The sequence below is a fragment of the Acinetobacter sp. WCHAc060006 genome (assembly GCF_004209135.1).
Lineage (GTDB): Bacteria > Pseudomonadota > Gammaproteobacteria > Pseudomonadales > Moraxellaceae > Acinetobacter > Acinetobacter cumulans.
In genome coordinates this window covers 131,070-146,451 of record NZ_SGSS01000007.1, presented here as the reverse complement: position 1 = coordinate 146,451, position 15,382 = coordinate 131,070, and the positions used below count along the sequence as shown (strand labels likewise).

The window sequence follows — 15,382 nt, the reverse complement described above, 5'->3', positions numbered from 1 at the left end:
TAACGTAGATAATGCAAAACCTGCAAATTCATCTGTCGATGTAACTATTCCATTGTCTAGCTTAAATACTAACGTGAAAGCTTTGGATGAACATTTAAAAACAGCGGATTTCTTTAATGCTGAAAAATATCCAAACATCACTTTTAAAAGTACGAAAGTACAGGCTTTAGGTAAAAACAAATACAAAATTACAGGTAACTTAACCATTAAAGATGTAACTAAGCCTGTAGTGCTGGACGCTGTATTGAATAAACAAGGCGTACATCCTATGACAAAAGCTGAATCTATTGGATTTAACGCAACAACTTCATTTAATCGCTCTGCCTTTGGTGTGGGTGCATACGTACCAAATGTAGGTGATCAAATTACTGTAAATATTACAACTGAAGCATCGGTAAAGAATTAATGCATTAAGATACAATAACTTGCTATGTTTTTATTAAAACGTAGCAAGTTGTTTTGTCTCCAACATCAGCACTTAAATGTGATAATTTAATTCAAATCATCAATAAAATTGGTATTATAAATACAATTCTGCACCAAATCTGCACCAAGAAAATGAAAATCCCAAAACCCATTCTGCGCGGTTCAAGCTGGCGAATCACAGTTACATATCAAAAGCAAAGATATTCAGCCACCAAAGATTCAGCGAAGGAATGTGAAGACTGGGCAACGCTGAAGTTACTTGAACTAAAAACAGGTCGTGCTAATTTAGAGAAAGGAATTAAGCCAAGTTTTCCATTTAAGCAATTATGCGAAAAATATTATGCTGAACGTGGTAGCAAGTTAAAGTCAGCTCATGTCATTCGAAACAAGCTGAATAATATAGATCGGATACTTGGAGACCTAGCGACAAAATCAATTCATGATTTTCAGCCTAACGATATTGCTCGTTGGCGAAATAATCGCGTTTTAGAAGTCAAGAGTAGTACTGCACTTCGTGAATTTGCTATGTTTTCTTCAATTTTTAGCTATGCTCAAAAAGAACTATTCATAATTGAAAACAATGTGTGGTCGACTGTAACCAAGCCTAATAAGGGTAAATCTAGAAATCAAAGAATTTACCCTGAGCAACAAGAGTGTCTTGTTAATGGTTTTAAGTGGGATACCACAACCACACCTGTGCGTGTTATGCACTATGTTTCGTGGTCAATGTTATTCGCCCTGGAGACAGCTATGCGCAAGGGTGAAATATTGGCAATGAGGAGGGCAGATATTAAGGATGGATTTGTACATCTCCCTATGACGAAAAATGGTGAATCTAGAAATGTACCATTATCTGCAGAGGCAAAAAGGCTTTTAGCTTTAATTCCTGACAATCAAGATGTCATTGTGCCAGTCAAAGAAAAGTCTTTTAGGCGGACGTTTTATCGTGTTCGCGGTGAAGTAGGATTGGACGAAATTAACTTTCATGACACCAGGCATGAAGCAATCACAAGAATGGTTAAATTTAGAAAACTCCCTGTTGAAATCTTGGCGAAAATAACAGGGCATAAGACAATTAGTATTTTAATCAATACGTACTACAACCCAGATGCACAGGATCTAGTAGAAATGTTTAATAGCACCGAGAATTAATTAATTCTCGGTCTACCACGTTTATTTTTTTGGGTAAGCAGGGTGTGGGCGAACTTAGGATTATAAAGCGACTTTCCGCCTGTACCTTGGTTTATGCTCACTAGCTTTGCTCGAATTGTACTAACGCTAAGATTATACTTTTCAGCTAGTTGAGCAGCAGAAACCAATTCAACTTCAACCTCTTTTAATTCCTTAACAATCCCACCACCGATATTTTGACCAAGCATCACTTGAGGTGGGGCATCGGACTCTACGGTGATTGTGTATTTAAATGCTCCCATCAAGACACCTCCATCAAACTTTTAACAATTTTATAAGGCAAATCATTTTCATTAATTTTTTCACATACTAATTTATAAATTGCCTGCACTAATTCGGCGGAAAGCTCAGTAGTAAACCCAATATTTGAAACTGCATGCGATGTAAGCTCTTCGCGGAACTCTTCTAAAAGTTCGATTTCAGCAGGGGATAGGTCAGTCATTGGCTTGCTCCTTTAATACCTCTCTATAAGCATCCCGAACCTGAACAACATCATCTTCTTCTAGGTAAATACCAATATTATTAAAGATTGCATGATCTTCATCATCATCAAGCCATTTTCCCGTAGCAATGCCATTTGGTTTTTTGGGGTTAAACCACCAATAGTTAATTGGACTGGTGGGTTCTTCCTGTAATGGTGCTGGAACCTTTATGCCATTAAGCAAAATAAACGATGGTTTAATTCTAAACTTTGCAACTTGACCTTGGTGATTGGGCTCACCGAGCAAACAACCCACCCGAAATCCTGTTTTTTTATCGAAACTTAACCATGCATCATCCTCATGATCGTAGTACTGAACGCTTTTTCCTTCGTTTACGGCAATAACCGCCTGGATACCATTCATTGGCCTTGCTCCTGTGCTTCGATCATGGCTTTATAGTCACGCCATAGCTCCCATTTTTTACTTACCAAATGCTCCCTATAAACCTTTTCTGTAATTTCTACCCATACAGGGTCGGTTTCCCCATGTGGCTTACTAACTCGCTCTAGCGCCATAGTTTCAGCAATAGATTCTGGTAACTCTCTTTCAACCAAAACAAACCCTTTCGGCACCGTTTGGGCTTTGGCATCACGCTTCGCACGTAACCACATAGCCCAACCTGTATTCAGCACATTAAACGACAATGCACGATCTTCATCATTTTCATATTCGCTTTTAATTTCATAATCACCAGTGTTTTCATTGAAGTTGAAAAACGGTAGAAGGTGAGAGTGAATAAATGCTGCTTCAAATAGTGGACGCTCTTGCTTCCATTTAGCTTGCTTTTCTTGAATATCCATCACACCACATCCTGTATTTTTAATAATCACTTCTAAAATCTGCTCCCCAATTCGTTGAATTAATGGCATCGTGACTGAGTTGCCAGCCTGCATATACAGGTGGCTATCTGCAATTTCAGGCATTTTAAATACATTCACTGGGTAGCCTTGAAATGCAAAACACTCTTTAGGTGTAAGCTTACGAATCCCAAAAGCGTCACGAATTAACGGTACGTTATGACCACCTGCACCCATATTTGCTGTTAAGGTTGGACAAACATTACTTTTATTTTCACGTACATATACACGACGCCACTGATATAAAGTGTCACGAGACGTCATGCTTTCCTTCAATGTCGGATAATACATGTGGTCAGGTTTGTAATAATATTTTTGATCTACTTTTTTAGTTTCTAAAAAATCATGAATAGTTTTTGTTAGTGGAATCGCCTCAGGAAATTGAAAATCAGCATGATTTGGAACCAACGCTTCATGAAATGCCACGATAAAAATACGCTCACGATTTTGAGGTACATTGGCATGCGTCATACTATTCAGAACTTGAAAATAAACGGCATAACCTATTTCTTTTAAAGTGTTTTTAATCACTTCAAAAGTGTTTCCTTTATCGTGAGAAACTAAATTTTTAACATTCTCTAAAAAAATTACACGGGGCTGATGTTTCTTTGCAATATCGACAATATCAAAAAATAAGGTCCCGCGGGTTTCATTAAATCCCTTTTGATTGCCTGCGATAGAAAATGCTTGGCAAGGGAAACCACCACATAAAATGTCAAATTGTTCAGGAATTTTAGCTTTAGTTTCGTCTAAAGTGATGTCACCCTCAGGATATTCACCATAATTTTGAAAATATGTTTCTTTTGCGTGTTGATTCCATTCACTAGTAAAAACACAACGTCCGTCAAGATTTTGTAGTGCCATACGAAAACCACCAACGCCCGCAAACAAATCTATAAATTTGAATTTCATTGGGCCACCTTTATTTCTTCGTCAAGAAAAATTCAATGTATGCACTTAGCGAAAAGCAAAATACGCAAAGAACACATAGAACAGCATTTGTAGTTGCAGGATTTTCAGCGTCAATAGCAAAAGCCGCACATACCCCAACCAACATAATCCAAAAAATCATTTCTATATTCCTTAAACTGGCCGCACCAAGTACGGCCTTATATGAATTAACCGAAAAGTTCTGATTCGCGTTTTTGTGCCGCCAAATTTAAGCGCTGTTTATCTTTATCTGACTGTTCTTCGAACTGTGGATCTGTATAGACAGCATTAATATCATCCTGATTTTTAGCAGACTCTATTTGCTTTATTGCACTATCAGTCCAAGTTACATCAGGTACACCAGCGAACATATCTTGCTGATCCTCTAAGAACTTCTTGCGTGCGGCGTAAACTTGCAGCACATCGCTCATGTGGTCGGTAGTCAAACTTGGCTTGCTTTCTCGAATTGTTTGAGCAACCACGGTGAGAGCATCGATATTTTCAGCTTTTTCAATTGAGGTTTTTAGTCCACCTACAATATTACTGCTTTTGATTTCATTGACAGCTGGTTCTTGTGTCGCGGGTTGCTCAGCTGGTTTGGTTAACTCTCCAATTTCATGCTCAATCGTGTTGATTAAATATGTCTTGTGAGCAGAGGTTAGAATTTCATGGCCCCGAATAAACGGAATAATTGTTTTTAGGTCGTTGACGTTTTTCATGCCGCTAATTTGTTCGAGCATCGCTTTACGCACTTCGGTTGAGGTTTGTTTCTTTTCAGCAACCTCTTGCACTGGTGGGACTTCATCTGCAGCAGGCTCAGACTTTTTTGATTCTTGTACCTCTGCTGCAGGTTGGAATTTTGCTGATTGAGCTTTAATCAGTGTCATTAATTGTTTGCGCTCATCCTTATTGGCATGATCCATCGCTTGATCTTCCATAACGTCAAGATGAGCAGGGGATTTAGCAGTTAAGATGCCATGCTTGATTTGGGCGAAAGTGGGAGCATAGTCAACTTCATCTTCCTGAACTTGCTGAGCGACTTGCTGTTCTTGCTCAAAAGATGGCGCATCATTTTGTGTTGAATTTTGGTCATTTGTTTCTTGTTCATCATTTTGCGATTGATCAACAGTAATGAAATCACCATCTATTGTTACGCCTTTACCTGATTCAGCAGCGTATGACACATCAACTGCGTTCGACATTTCAATTGATTGAGGCATGTATTTGAGCACTTGCAATAAAGCAACTTTTTTTGCATAAGCTTCAAGGTGCTTTTTACTGTAGTGGTTAGGCTGAAGTGCAGGCACAACGGTTTTCTTGAAATGAGCGTGAACTTTTTTGATTGGCCACACTTCAATAACAGGCATTTCTGAATCTTTTACACGGCCAATTGCATATACATGAGTCAATTTTGATTCTTCAAACTCGCCACAAGGCTTGTGTTTACAATAAGGTGAGTCACCCAGCATGTAATCAAATTCATCACCCTCGTAAACTGCACCAGTCCAAACAGTACAACGTCCACCGCGGTTAGCCAGATCAACTAAGCCTTTCCAACCTGGAACAAAGGTACAGTTAGTTTTGTATGGAACTAAATAACCCTGACCATTTACCCCAATTTCTAACCCGAGTTGCGAAGCTACAATGATGCTGCCGAAAATTGTCTTTGGATCGCAACGTTGCAAAGCAGGGTTTTGACTAAATGCAGTCAAAGAAAGGCGAACCATGCGGTCTGCATTTAAGTGTTTAGGTAGAGCCAATTCAAGCTGTGACTTATGCTTTTGCATGAAAGCATTGAAAGAAGCTACTGGGTTTGCAGGGCGGTTGTTTTGTAATTGAGCATTCATTTTTAATATTCCTAATTAGTTAAAATCGTTTTCTAAAGCTTGTTTCGTCATGTATTGCGGAAGGAATAAATCTTCCATTTCCAACGAGTAGCCATCCCATTCATTGATCAGCAGGGATTCAGCTAATAATTCTTTTGACCGGCGATAGCGTGTTTCACCAACACTTAAAAAAAGGTCAGATGCGTTGTACTGTTTGACATTGAAGGGAATTGCGCTTTCAGCTGTTAGCAGTACAAACGGAGGTTTTTCTTCTGTGCCGTAGTACTGCTGGAAGCCTTCGCGGTACATAGCTGCACTTAAGTCATATCCGAAGTCGGCACACTTTTTAGAAAATGCGTGAGGGCGTGCATCAGTTGTAGTTTTTAGATCACCGATCCAGCCAAATGGAAATGCTCGGCATGGCGCAATGTGATAGTCAGGACGTATACGCAACTGCAATCCAAACTCAGGATCTGTGAAGAAAATACTTGCCTCAGCCATACCATAGTTGTTTTGCATATCAGCGTATGAGCTAAGCATTTGCAGATTAGCTACGATACGTCTTGCATGTTCAACTTGCTCAGCGTCTACAAGAATCTTGCCTTCATTGGCTTGTTCCCATGCCAATGCTTCTTCTTTGCCTGCTTTAGTGCGGCGGTCAAATTTAGGCGCAATCACAAATTCATTTTCAAACTGTTCAGGTTCAAGAAATAAAGTGTGAGCTAATGTCCCGAAGTTCATAGCAGTTTTGGTTTCTCTATCTACTTCTTTCAAAATATTGTTTGAATAGAAGTGAGCACCCGAACGAAGAATGTCTTTAAGCTGACTTGAGCTAAATTCAGGGCGGCTGTGATATTCCTCATTGCTCATTTTTTCAATGAGCTGTGCAGTTGGCAATTCTACAAATGCGTTCATCGTTTTGACTCCTGATAAGCTATGCCCATGTCATGAGCCAAAAGATTTCCTGTCCCTTTCTCCCAAACGATGCCAAGTTCGTTGTTTAAATAAAAACGTAGCGACTCGTATTGGCAGGGGTTTAACAAGATTTCAGCGCCTTGATCTACAAGCCAGTTTGCAAAATCTTCAAGGTCTTTTTTATTGGATAAGACTCTGCGTTTTGAGTATTCGCGAATACTCTTGTACCGAGCACGAAGCTTTTGCCATTCATTTTTAGCTGACATGATCAACCTCCAAATAGGCCAACTAGAACGAATGTAACGATCAACCAAAGCACAAGTGCAGTCGCAATGAAGATTGCAAAGTCTTTAGCATTAGCCCAAATAATTTCCCAGCGTGAAGTCTGCATTTCTGAAGCAGTAGGGTGTTGATATAGAACAGGCTTTGTATTGCTTTCGTTCTTTGTGAAAGCTGGCGTGTTGCTATGTGATGCGGTTTCTTTCATACTTATCTCGCTCTTTGAGTAAGCCTGCCAGTTGTCGAGACCGTTGCAGGCTTTTTTGTGGATACGAGGTAAAGCATACTTTACTTATAAATTGTTGTAAAGAGTGCTTTACTGAAATAATTAAAGCAAACTTTACTTTTTTTATAGCGATAATAAAAAACCCACCGTAGTGGGTTTTTATTAGGAGGTTATTCCCAGAAAATATATTTATTTTTTTTATGATACTCGTACATATATTTAATAAACATAAAACATAGAAATGTTAGTCCAATTTGTAATACCCCACAAAAAACAAATTCAAACCAATTATTTTTAGAGTAGTGGACAAACATTACACATGGTACTGGCAACATAAGAAGAGCTATTAAAAAAAGCGCAAGGATGTCTTTCACAATATCTGTTTTATATGCAAGTACACCCATTCCCATAAATACAATCATAGATATTAAATTTGAAAATTGATAATCAAAATAAGCATCAAGCATTTTTTATGTCCTGTTCTATTTAAAGTCTCGTACATGCCTGACAACTACACCAACGATACTAATATTATGCGTTTTCGAACTTAAAACAGGAAAATCTGGATTAAGTGGAACTAATTCAAATTCTTCTCTTCCAAATTCATCATAGCCAGTAACTCTATATTTCTTAAAAGTAACTTCATGTTCGCCGTTTTGTGCAATCACAAAACTACCTGGTTTTGGCGATCTTGATGCATCGACAATAAGTTTATCTCCCTTTTCAAAAGTAGGAGACATACTCAAACCGTCTACAATGACGCAGAAAATTGCATCCACGTCACTACCTTCATAATCTGTAAATGTGTAATTCAAAGGAATTGCACCGTCATAGGCGACTTCACGCCACGTACCCGCTTGAACAAAATCTAACACTGGAATTTTCTTTAACTTCGACTCGGTTAATTGGATGTTGTTAAACCCCGAGACATCCTCGGGTTTCTTTTGCAGCATGGGGGCATTTTCACCTGATAACCACTTATGGCTTACACCTAAGTATTCAGCTGCCAAAGTTAAATTTGCACCCTCTAAATTTTGTGTTGGCCCATTAAACCACTGACCAATACTTACTTTGCTCACTTTGCAGTAATTCGCCATCTCTGTGTTTTTTAATTTTTTTTCGTTAACGCGTTCGAAATGTTGTTTCGCCAGCGCCATTCGTTCTTGAAGAGTAGCCATGGTTAAAATCCTAAAATAGTAAAGCTAGCTTAACTTTTTAAAAGTAAAGTGTGCTTGTATTTGTTTGGTAAAGTATGCTTTACTTGTGCGTGACTATTAGAGGAAACAGTCATGCAAATTGTAATGAACACATCAGATGCTTTAGCAGCTTTTAAAACAAAAGCTGGAATAGCAAACGCAATTGGAATTACTAAACAAGCCGTTAGCCAATGGGGGCAAACAGTTCCTGAAGCATCTGCATTAAAACTGTTGCGTGTTGATCCAACGATCAAACATAAGCAAGACGATTTAAAAACGTCTGCTTAAGGAGTGCGTATGTCCGAAAAATTAACTGAGAGCATAACTTTTAAATGTACGTATGAAGAAAAGCGGGATTTAGAAGCAATTGCTAAGTCAGACAACAAAACTTTATCTGAGCACGTTAGAAGTCTTGGCATATCGAATATCTCGGAAGTTCGGGAACGTATAAATCATCTCGCATCACTTATGCGTATGACCACAGATACCGTGGACACGCCATTTTTTGAATTGACGGCTGAACCTTTACCAAAACAACAGGCACAAAAAAAGGCCCAACTGTGCGACCAGTTGAGCCTTTCTGTCGTTCATACAGAAATATAAACGAGGCAATTAAGCAATGTCGAATTTAGCACGAATTAAACAAATTTTGAAAGGGGGAACTAATGAATGAGTTGGCTCTTTTCGCAGGCGCTGGTGGAGGAATACTCGGATCGCATTTGCTCGGATGGAACACCATCTGCGCAGTTGAACGTGATGCCTACGCAGCACAAATTTTGGCGCAACGACAAAATGATGGAATTCTCCCATCTTTTCCGATTTGGTCTGACGTGTGCAGTTTTGACGGAAAGCCATGGCGAGGAATTATTGACGTCATATCTGGAGGATTTCCATGCCAGGACATCAGTAGTGCAGGAAAAGGTGCAGGGATTGATGGAGCAAGATCAGGAATGTGGGCCGAGATGGCTCGAATTATTGGTGAAGTACGACCTAGATACGTCTTCGTGGAAAACTCACCAATGCTTGTTTCTCGAGGACTTACCCGAGTCATCAGTGACCTTGCCAAAATGGGGTATGACGCGCAATGGGCACGTTTTTCAGCATCCAATTTTGGAGCGCCCCATGAACGTGATCGGCTCTGGATTGTTGCCAACGCCAACGGTGAGAGATTCTCGGTCGAAGACTTCCCCAGCAGATTACAAAAGAAAATCACCGGGTTTGGAGGTAATGATTCAAACATGGCCGACGCCAAAAGCTTCGGACGGCAACAAGCGCGGAAATATCAGCTCAAATCCGAGAAATGGACTACCCGGTGCAGTAATGAATTTTCCAACACCGACAGCATCAGATGCGAACAAATGGAGCAATCAATCACTTGCAGAACGCCAAGCAAAGGGCTTGCAAGTCAGACTGAATACAGCAGTTTCCCCGCAGGGCGGAGCTGGTGGGCGGTTGAACCCGGACTGGGTCGAGTGGCTGATGGGGTGGCCCATCGGGTGGACAGACTTAAAGCCATTGGAAATGGACAAGTTCCAATCGTGGCTAAAAGCGCATTTGAATATTTGAGGAATGATAAATGAATACTGCAAAAGTAATTCCATTTCGAAAGCCTCAAGTAACTAAACAAGAGGCTGGAAATATGTATAGCGATAAGTTTGCACAAGGCTATGTCATGTCTAGTCGCTTGTACCGCAAAGAAGTATGGCCGTTCCTCAGTGATGCAGCGCGAAACGTCTATGCAGAGCTGGAAAACCGTATCAATGGACATAACAAAGAATCAGACTTTGTTAGCTGGTCACAATTGCAGGGTGGGGAAGTGAAAGGCTCTCGAAAGATGAGTCTTTCTACAGTAAAAGTTGGTTTGGCTATGTTGCTAGCAAATAAGATTGTCTCTGTAGTCGCAACTGGCAAGCAAGGGATTAAAAAATATCAGCTACATGAAGTCTCGTTGGTAGATAAAAAAATCATCAAGCCATCTGAAAAAGAGGCGTCTAAGTACTTCGGAAACAGTAGTACTTCGGAAACAGTAGTACTACAGAAACCGAAGCAAACCACTTCGGAAACAGTAGCGCCAACCACTTCGGAAACAGGAGACACAATAGATAATCCTTTAGATCTTTTAGAAAATAAAAAAAAGAACCCTCTTGTGGATAACTCTGAAAATGAAATGTTTGGGGATTCTGTCAAATACCACGGTGACGACAAAAAGCAGTACAGCCTAAGGGAACTAGCAAACGTCTACACAGTTCAAACCGATCTTGCTGAACAAGCAAAACGGATCGATCCAAAATTTGATGATGCAAAAATTCTGAGCGAGTTAAAAAACTTTGCGCAGTGGTCTACAAGCAGAGAAAAAACCACAGCGCAAGGCTGGATGAATTACTGGATCTACCGCATTCAAAAACTTGTAGAGCCTAAGGCTAAATCTCAAAAAACAACCAAAGCGAAAAGCAAAAGCTTGTCTGATGCTCAGATTAATTATTTCGTTTCAGAGCTTTGTAACTACAGCACATTCGCTTCTCTGTACTCAAACGTAGGCGAAACACAGAAGTCTTTTGAAGCTCGTATCAGCGCAAATCTCAGAAAACCTGAGTACGCAAAAACATACGGTCCATATCTAGCAGAGCTTGGCTTTGTAGTTGATCTAGGGCCAGAGCTATGAAAAACCAAATCAAGCCCGACGATGCATCACACATTGAAACCGATGGCACGTATTGGAAAAACGAAAAGGGTATTTGGATGTGGTGGCGTACTGGCTGGGGGTGGTGTCACTTCGTTGGGGTAGTAAACAAAAGACTATTGGATAAATTCACACCATTGTGAGGGTAAACATGACAAAACAACTGCGATGGAGTCAGCAACAGCTAGATGCACACCTAAAAGCACACAGAAATAGGGCAGAAAGCTCGCGTATGCGTCTTAAAGATGAAAACCAAGCAAAGGTAAGGAAAGCAAATAAAAGCGCTGTAAACGTCAATAAGGACTATTTGGAGCCATGCATAGAAAATCAGGTTTTAAGCTGTGAAATTGCTACAACACCGCCAAGTGTAAATCACTATTGGGAACGTGCAGGCAAAGGGATGCGATTAAGTGACAAAGCAAGACAGTTTCACGCCGTAATTCGCATATTAATTCCTGCGCTAAGACTGACTTCAAGATTAAAAATGGAAGTGACTTTTCATTTTCCAACACACCAAAAAAGGGACATAGACAATCACTTGAAAGCAACGATCGACAGCTTAGTGAAATGCGGTTTTTGTGAAGACGATGAACAATTTGATGAGCTACTTGTGAAGCGTGGAAACGTGATCAAAGGTGGCTTGATTCGATTAAAAGTTTGGGAGATGTGAGATGGTTGAAACGGTTGATTCTACAGTTTATGCACAGTCTCCTCGCGCGCGCACGCGTTTCATTAATCAGCGGACAAAGAAAAAAGTTAAAGAATTTCTCGTAAAGCAGCGCGGTTATAAGCGTCCAGACTTCAATCGAATGATCTTGGATCTGTGTGCACACTGCGGTTGGACGCATGAAAAGATCGCAGATGTATTGCCAGTGGCTAACGCTTCAACAGTGTCCGAATGGGCGCGGGGAGGAAAGCCGAACTTTGAGAACGGAGAGGCTTTCATTGAACTTTGGAAGATGGAAACAGGTATCGATATTGTGCCTCGTGAAGGCGAATGGATGACCTACAAATACACTGTAGGCCAGCTGGACATATTCGATGATGGTGGGTTGTGTGATCAAGTTATAAGTGAGTTGGAAGCGGCATCAAAAAAGCCCTTGGGGTAAGGGCTCTATTATTGGATTATTTTTTATCTAGTCTTGGATGTTGATCAACATAAAGCTCATATCTATCATCCATTAGTTTTGCATCATAAATTTTAACATTGGTTTTATTTGTTTTATTAAACAATGAAATTGAGTCTTTTAATAATTTATATTTATTAGTAGATCTAAACTTAGTTCCTGTGATTACACTTGATAAAATAGAAGGATTGTATTTGATCAATAGGGAGTCATTCTCATCTCCAAATGCTCGGTATTCATTTTCATAGAACCAACAGTCAGATTTTCTCAGTAGAGCTTTTTCGAGAATATCGTAGTTGATATTGTTTTTATTAGATTCACTAAAATTTTTTAGTTGAGTAAGGCTCATTTGAATAATGGGGAATGTATTGTTATATGAGACAGGAATGGGGCATAACTTTTCAGAAAAATCTTTAGAGATTTTAAACTCCAGCATTAAACCTTTATGGTGATCAGCATAATGAGACCACATCAATATATTTAATGGATTAGAATTAAAGCAGGTTATTGGAACTTTCTTTCGTAGAGTATGTATTTCTTGATTTAGTAATAATGTGTGCATTTCTTTAAATTTTTTAATAATAAATTTCCTTGAAAGTTGCCATTCTGCATTGTTCACTGATCTACCAGTTATACTTTCAAATTCATCTTTTGTTAGATTATCTAAATTTGATAACTCCAATTTGAATAAACAATCATAAGGGTCATTAAAGTTACAAGCGTAATTATACTTTAATTCAGTATTTTTAAAGATTCCGAATACTAAGTTATCAGCATCAATAGATATATGCTTATAAAAATAAAAGTATTTATCATCCTGAATAATATGGTCTGCACTATATTTTTCTAGAAAAAATTCGGGAATATGTTCGTTATTCATAAATGCTTATATTGTAAAGTTCAAAACACGAGTACGTTATATTAACTTCTAATTTTACACAACAAACCGCAACACATAACCCCGCACATTAACCCTATCAACCAACGATAGGTTTTTTTTATGGCTACCGCTCCACGTCGCGCAACAAAAGTACCAGGTGCAACAACGCCTGCAGAAACTACAACAGCTCAAAATGCAGAAGATGCCTTAGACGCGATTTTAGGCACAGCAGAAACTCCTAATGCTGATGCTAAAGATCAAACGCAAACCGAAGCTGATTCAACGCCTGCAGAGACGGGAGAAAGTTCAAGTAACCCCGACTATGCCCAATTAATTGCCAATCAACAGACCATCCTTGAAGGTCAAATTCGCATTGAAAACAAAATTGATCAACTACTGAAAGCTGGCGGTGTAGATACACCTAAAAAAATGCGCTGGGTTCAGGGTAAGCATGGTCTTGAATACAAGGAATCAAAATAATGTGTGGTGGCTCTGTAGGGAAAGTAATTGGCTCTGTAACTGATGCTATTGGTCTTACAGATACTAAGGCGGCTAGCAAAGGTTATGACGCTCAGGCGGCAGAAGCACAAGCTAAGCGTGATGCTCAAACGGCAGCGAATGAGGAAACTCAAGCACGTAAAAAGCGTAAAGCATCAACAGTTTTATCTTCGGTAGACGATGATAAGAAAGGCACATTAGGTGGCTAACATGAATGATCTGGCAAACCGTATTTGTAAGCGTTTAGGTGAGCTACGTGCAGAACGTGCCAAATATGAACCACATTGGACTGAGTGTTATAAGTACGGTGCGCCTGAACGTCAGCAAAGCTTTAGCGGTGGAGGTGGGCTTGCTGGAATTAGAGAAAAGCAACGTGCTGATTTATTGGACTCAACAGCGTCTGAAGCAGTTTTAAAAATCGTTGCCACTTTAATTGCTGGTACAACACCTGCAAATGCGCAGTGGTTTAAAGCTGTGCCTGACGGTGTGGACGATCCTGCAGTATTAACTGATGGTGAACATTGGCTTGAGCAAGTATGCCAGTTCATTTTTAGAAATATTCATGGTGCAAATTTCGATAGTGAAAACTTCGACCAGATGGTGGATTTCGTTGTTGCAGGATGGTCTGTGCTTTACGAAGATATCGACCGCAAGAAAGGTGGCGGTTATGTATTTCAATCATGGCCTATTGGTGAATGCTTCATTGCATCAACTCGTCAAGACAATATTGTTGACACAATCTACCGAGAGTACAGCTTAACAGCGAGTCAGATCATTACTGAGTTTGGTGAAAACAAAGCAAGTCAGCGTGTGCGAGATGCGTTTGAGAAAACACCAGATCAATCTTTTAAGTTAATCCACGTTATTGAGCCACGTAAGGTCAAGAACACATCAAGCAACCCAGTTCTACTGCCAAGAAATATGCCTTTCGCTTCGTATCATGTTGAAGTCGATGCAAAGAATATTCTTAAAGAGTCTGGTTATAACGAGTTCCCTTGTGCCGTACCTCGTTTTAGAAAGATACCCGGCAGTGTTTACGGCATTGGTCTGATGTCTACGGCATTGCCTGAGGCTAAAGCAGCAAACTCATTAATGCGCGATACGTTACGAAGTGCAGAGATTGATGTACTTGGGTTTTGGATTGCTGAAGATGATGGGGTTTTAAATCCAAGAACTGTGCGTATTGGCGGTGGCAAAATTGTCACAGCTAATAAAGTGGATTCAATGAAGCGCTTAGATAGCGGGAAGGGCTTTCAGGTCGCTGATGCTTTGCTTGGGCGTATACAAGATTCAATCAAACGCAAACTTATGGCTGACGGTATGGATTCGCCGTACAACCAGCCAATGACTGCTGCTGAAACTTACATGCGTTTAGACATGATCCGTCAACAGATTGGACCACTATATGGCCGCGCACAAGCAGAGATGCTGATCCCAATTTTAGAACGCTCATTCGGTTTGGCATATCGCTCAAAGATCCTCGGTGAGGCACCAGAAGAGCTACAAGGTCGTAATACATCTTTTAAATTTACATCCCCGTTGGCACGTACCCAGCAATTAGAAGATGTCGGATCTATTGAGCGTTTTATGGCTTCTATGAGCCCAATTGCTGAGCTAGATCCTAATGCTTTAGACAATATTAATACTGATGCAATTCCACAAGTTTTAGCACAGCGTCTTGGTGTGCCTACCTCTATTTTACGCACTGAAGATCAGTTAAATGCTTACCGTCAGAAAAAGGCTCAGGCACAACAAGCACAGCAAGCACAAGAACAGCAAGCGATAGTAGCTCAGCAGATGACTGGTGCAGTTGCGCAAGGCTTGGGCAAGGGATTGGAAGCAGAAATGACAAGTGAGGTGATGCAGTGA

Annotated in this window: 23 protein-coding genes; 12 read left to right on the top strand and 11 right to left on the bottom strand. The window is 40.0% G+C overall.

All coding sequences use genetic code 11. The features are described from left to right. The coding region (locus tag EXE29_RS06415; RefSeq protein WP_130125647.1) for a YceI family protein at positions 1-406 on the top strand (406 nt) is incomplete at its 5' end. A gap of 152 nt (positions 407-558) precedes the next feature. After that, positions 559-1,578 carry a tyrosine-type recombinase/integrase gene (locus EXE29_RS06410; protein ID WP_120364141.1) on the top strand — a complete coding sequence of 340 codons (1,020 nt, stop codon included), beginning with the start codon at positions 559-561 and terminating at the stop codon, positions 1,576-1,578. Here EXE29_RS06410 and EXE29_RS06405 read toward each other — a convergent pair. The 10 genes from EXE29_RS06405 to EXE29_RS06360 all read right to left on the bottom strand — a co-directional run bounded on the left by EXE29_RS06405 (position 1,575) and on the right by EXE29_RS06360 (position 8,310). Beyond that, positions 1,575-1,859, bottom strand: coding sequence for an HTH domain-containing protein (locus EXE29_RS06405; RefSeq protein ID WP_120364142.1), 285 nt, complete (start codon positions 1,857-1,859; stop codon positions 1,575-1,577). The genes EXE29_RS06410 and EXE29_RS06405 overlap by 4 nt on opposite strands. Continuing rightward, a complete protein-coding gene (locus EXE29_RS06400) occupies positions 1,859-2,059 on the bottom strand; it encodes a hypothetical protein (RefSeq protein WP_120364143.1) in 201 nt (66 codons plus the stop codon). Before EXE29_RS06400 ends, EXE29_RS06405 begins: the two co-directional genes overlap by 1 nt. Continuing rightward, complete coding sequence (locus EXE29_RS06395; protein ID WP_120364144.1) at positions 2,052-2,462, bottom strand: hypothetical protein; 411 nt, start codon at positions 2,460-2,462, stop codon at positions 2,052-2,054. The genes EXE29_RS06400 and EXE29_RS06395 overlap by 8 nt, the downstream gene beginning before the upstream one ends. Continuing rightward, positions 2,459-3,868, bottom strand: coding sequence for a DNA cytosine methyltransferase (locus EXE29_RS06390; RefSeq protein ID WP_120364145.1), 1,410 nt, complete (start codon positions 3,866-3,868; stop codon positions 2,459-2,461). Before EXE29_RS06390 ends, EXE29_RS06395 begins: the two co-directional genes overlap by 4 nt. A 206-nt stretch (positions 3,869-4,074) precedes the next feature. Further along, positions 4,075-5,733: a recombinase RecT gene (locus EXE29_RS06385; RefSeq protein WP_120364147.1), complete on the bottom strand. Its 1,659-nt coding sequence runs from the start codon at positions 5,731-5,733 to the stop codon at positions 4,075-4,077. Positions 5,734-5,748: 15 nt separating this feature from the next. Beyond that, positions 5,749-6,627, bottom strand: a complete 879-nt coding sequence (locus EXE29_RS06380; RefSeq protein WP_120364148.1) for a PD-(D/E)XK nuclease-like domain-containing protein — start codon at positions 6,625-6,627, stop codon at positions 5,749-5,751. Further along, positions 6,624-6,893: a hypothetical protein gene (locus EXE29_RS06375; protein WP_120364149.1), complete on the bottom strand. Its 270-nt coding sequence runs from the start codon at positions 6,891-6,893 to the stop codon at positions 6,624-6,626. The genes EXE29_RS06380 and EXE29_RS06375 overlap by 4 nt, the downstream gene beginning before the upstream one ends. Before the next feature lie 2 nt (positions 6,894-6,895). Further along, positions 6,896-7,114 carry a hypothetical protein gene (locus tag EXE29_RS06370; RefSeq protein WP_120364150.1) on the bottom strand — a complete coding sequence of 73 codons (219 nt, stop codon included), beginning with the start codon at positions 7,112-7,114 and terminating at the stop codon, positions 6,896-6,898. Between the two features lie 188 nt (positions 7,115-7,302). Beyond that, positions 7,303-7,599, bottom strand: coding sequence for a hypothetical protein (locus EXE29_RS06365; protein WP_120364151.1), 297 nt, complete (start codon positions 7,597-7,599; stop codon positions 7,303-7,305). 15 nt (positions 7,600-7,614) lie between these two features. Further along, on the bottom strand, positions 7,615-8,310 hold the full coding sequence (locus EXE29_RS06360) for a S24 family peptidase (RefSeq protein ID WP_120364152.1): 696 nt from the start codon (positions 8,308-8,310) through the stop codon (positions 7,615-7,617). 111 nt (positions 8,311-8,421) lie between these two features. Here EXE29_RS06360 and EXE29_RS06355 point away from each other — a divergent pair, with 111 nt between their 5' ends. The 7 genes from EXE29_RS06355 to EXE29_RS06330 all read left to right on the top strand — a co-directional run bounded on the left by EXE29_RS06355 (position 8,422) and on the right by EXE29_RS06330 (position 12,117). Beyond that, positions 8,422-8,616: a Cro/CI family transcriptional regulator gene (locus EXE29_RS06355; protein ID WP_120364153.1), complete on the top strand. Its 195-nt coding sequence runs from the start codon at positions 8,422-8,424 to the stop codon at positions 8,614-8,616. A gap of 9 nt (positions 8,617-8,625) precedes the next feature. Further along, on the top strand, positions 8,626-8,931 hold the full coding sequence (locus tag EXE29_RS06350; protein ID WP_120364154.1) for a hypothetical protein: 306 nt from the start codon (positions 8,626-8,628) through the stop codon (positions 8,929-8,931). A gap of 62 nt (positions 8,932-8,993) precedes the next feature. After that, positions 8,994-9,908 carry a DNA cytosine methyltransferase gene (locus EXE29_RS06345; protein ID WP_120364155.1) on the top strand — a complete coding sequence of 305 codons (915 nt, stop codon included), beginning with the start codon at positions 8,994-8,996 and terminating at the stop codon, positions 9,906-9,908. Further along, complete coding sequence (locus tag EXE29_RS06340) at positions 9,905-10,990, top strand: hypothetical protein (RefSeq protein ID WP_120364156.1); 1,086 nt, start codon at positions 9,905-9,907, stop codon at positions 10,988-10,990. Before EXE29_RS06345 ends, EXE29_RS06340 begins: the two co-directional genes overlap by 4 nt. After that, entirely contained in the window at positions 10,987-11,151 is a 165-nt protein-coding gene (locus EXE29_RS17470; RefSeq protein ID WP_165382484.1) for a hypothetical protein, read from the top strand. Before EXE29_RS06340 ends, EXE29_RS17470 begins: the two co-directional genes overlap by 4 nt. Positions 11,152-11,159: 8 nt before the next feature. Continuing rightward, positions 11,160-11,678 carry a RusA family crossover junction endodeoxyribonuclease gene (locus EXE29_RS06335; RefSeq protein WP_165382483.1) on the top strand — a complete coding sequence of 173 codons (519 nt, stop codon included), beginning with the start codon at positions 11,160-11,162 and terminating at the stop codon, positions 11,676-11,678. A 1-nt stretch (position 11,679) separates the two neighbouring features. Further along, positions 11,680-12,117 carry a hypothetical protein gene (locus EXE29_RS06330; RefSeq protein WP_120364157.1) on the top strand — a complete coding sequence of 146 codons (438 nt, stop codon included), beginning with the start codon at positions 11,680-11,682 and terminating at the stop codon, positions 12,115-12,117. A 16-nt stretch (positions 12,118-12,133) separates the two neighbouring features. Here the strand turns inward: EXE29_RS06330 and EXE29_RS06325 are convergent, their stop codons facing one another. After that, the gene (locus tag EXE29_RS06325) at positions 12,134-13,015 is read right to left on the bottom strand and encodes a DUF2971 domain-containing protein (protein ID WP_120364158.1); all 882 of its coding nucleotides are present in this window, start codon (positions 13,013-13,015) and stop codon (positions 12,134-12,136) included. 120 nt (positions 13,016-13,135) lie between these two features. On the opposite strand from EXE29_RS06325, the gene EXE29_RS06320 reads away from it, so the two are divergent. The 3 genes from EXE29_RS06320 to EXE29_RS06310 are packed head-to-tail and all read left to right on the top strand — an operon-like array spanning position 13,136 to position 15,382. After that, positions 13,136-13,495, top strand: coding sequence for a hypothetical protein (locus EXE29_RS06320; RefSeq protein WP_120364159.1), 360 nt, complete (start codon positions 13,136-13,138; stop codon positions 13,493-13,495). Continuing rightward, positions 13,495-13,722 (top strand): hypothetical protein, encoded by a 228-nt coding sequence (locus EXE29_RS06315; protein ID WP_120364160.1) that lies wholly within the window; start codon positions 13,495-13,497, stop codon positions 13,720-13,722. Before EXE29_RS06320 ends, EXE29_RS06315 begins: the two co-directional genes overlap by 1 nt. 1 nt (position 13,723) lies before the next feature. Beyond that, positions 13,724-15,382, top strand: a complete 1,659-nt coding sequence (locus EXE29_RS06310) for a portal protein (protein ID WP_120364161.1) — start codon at positions 13,724-13,726, stop codon at positions 15,380-15,382.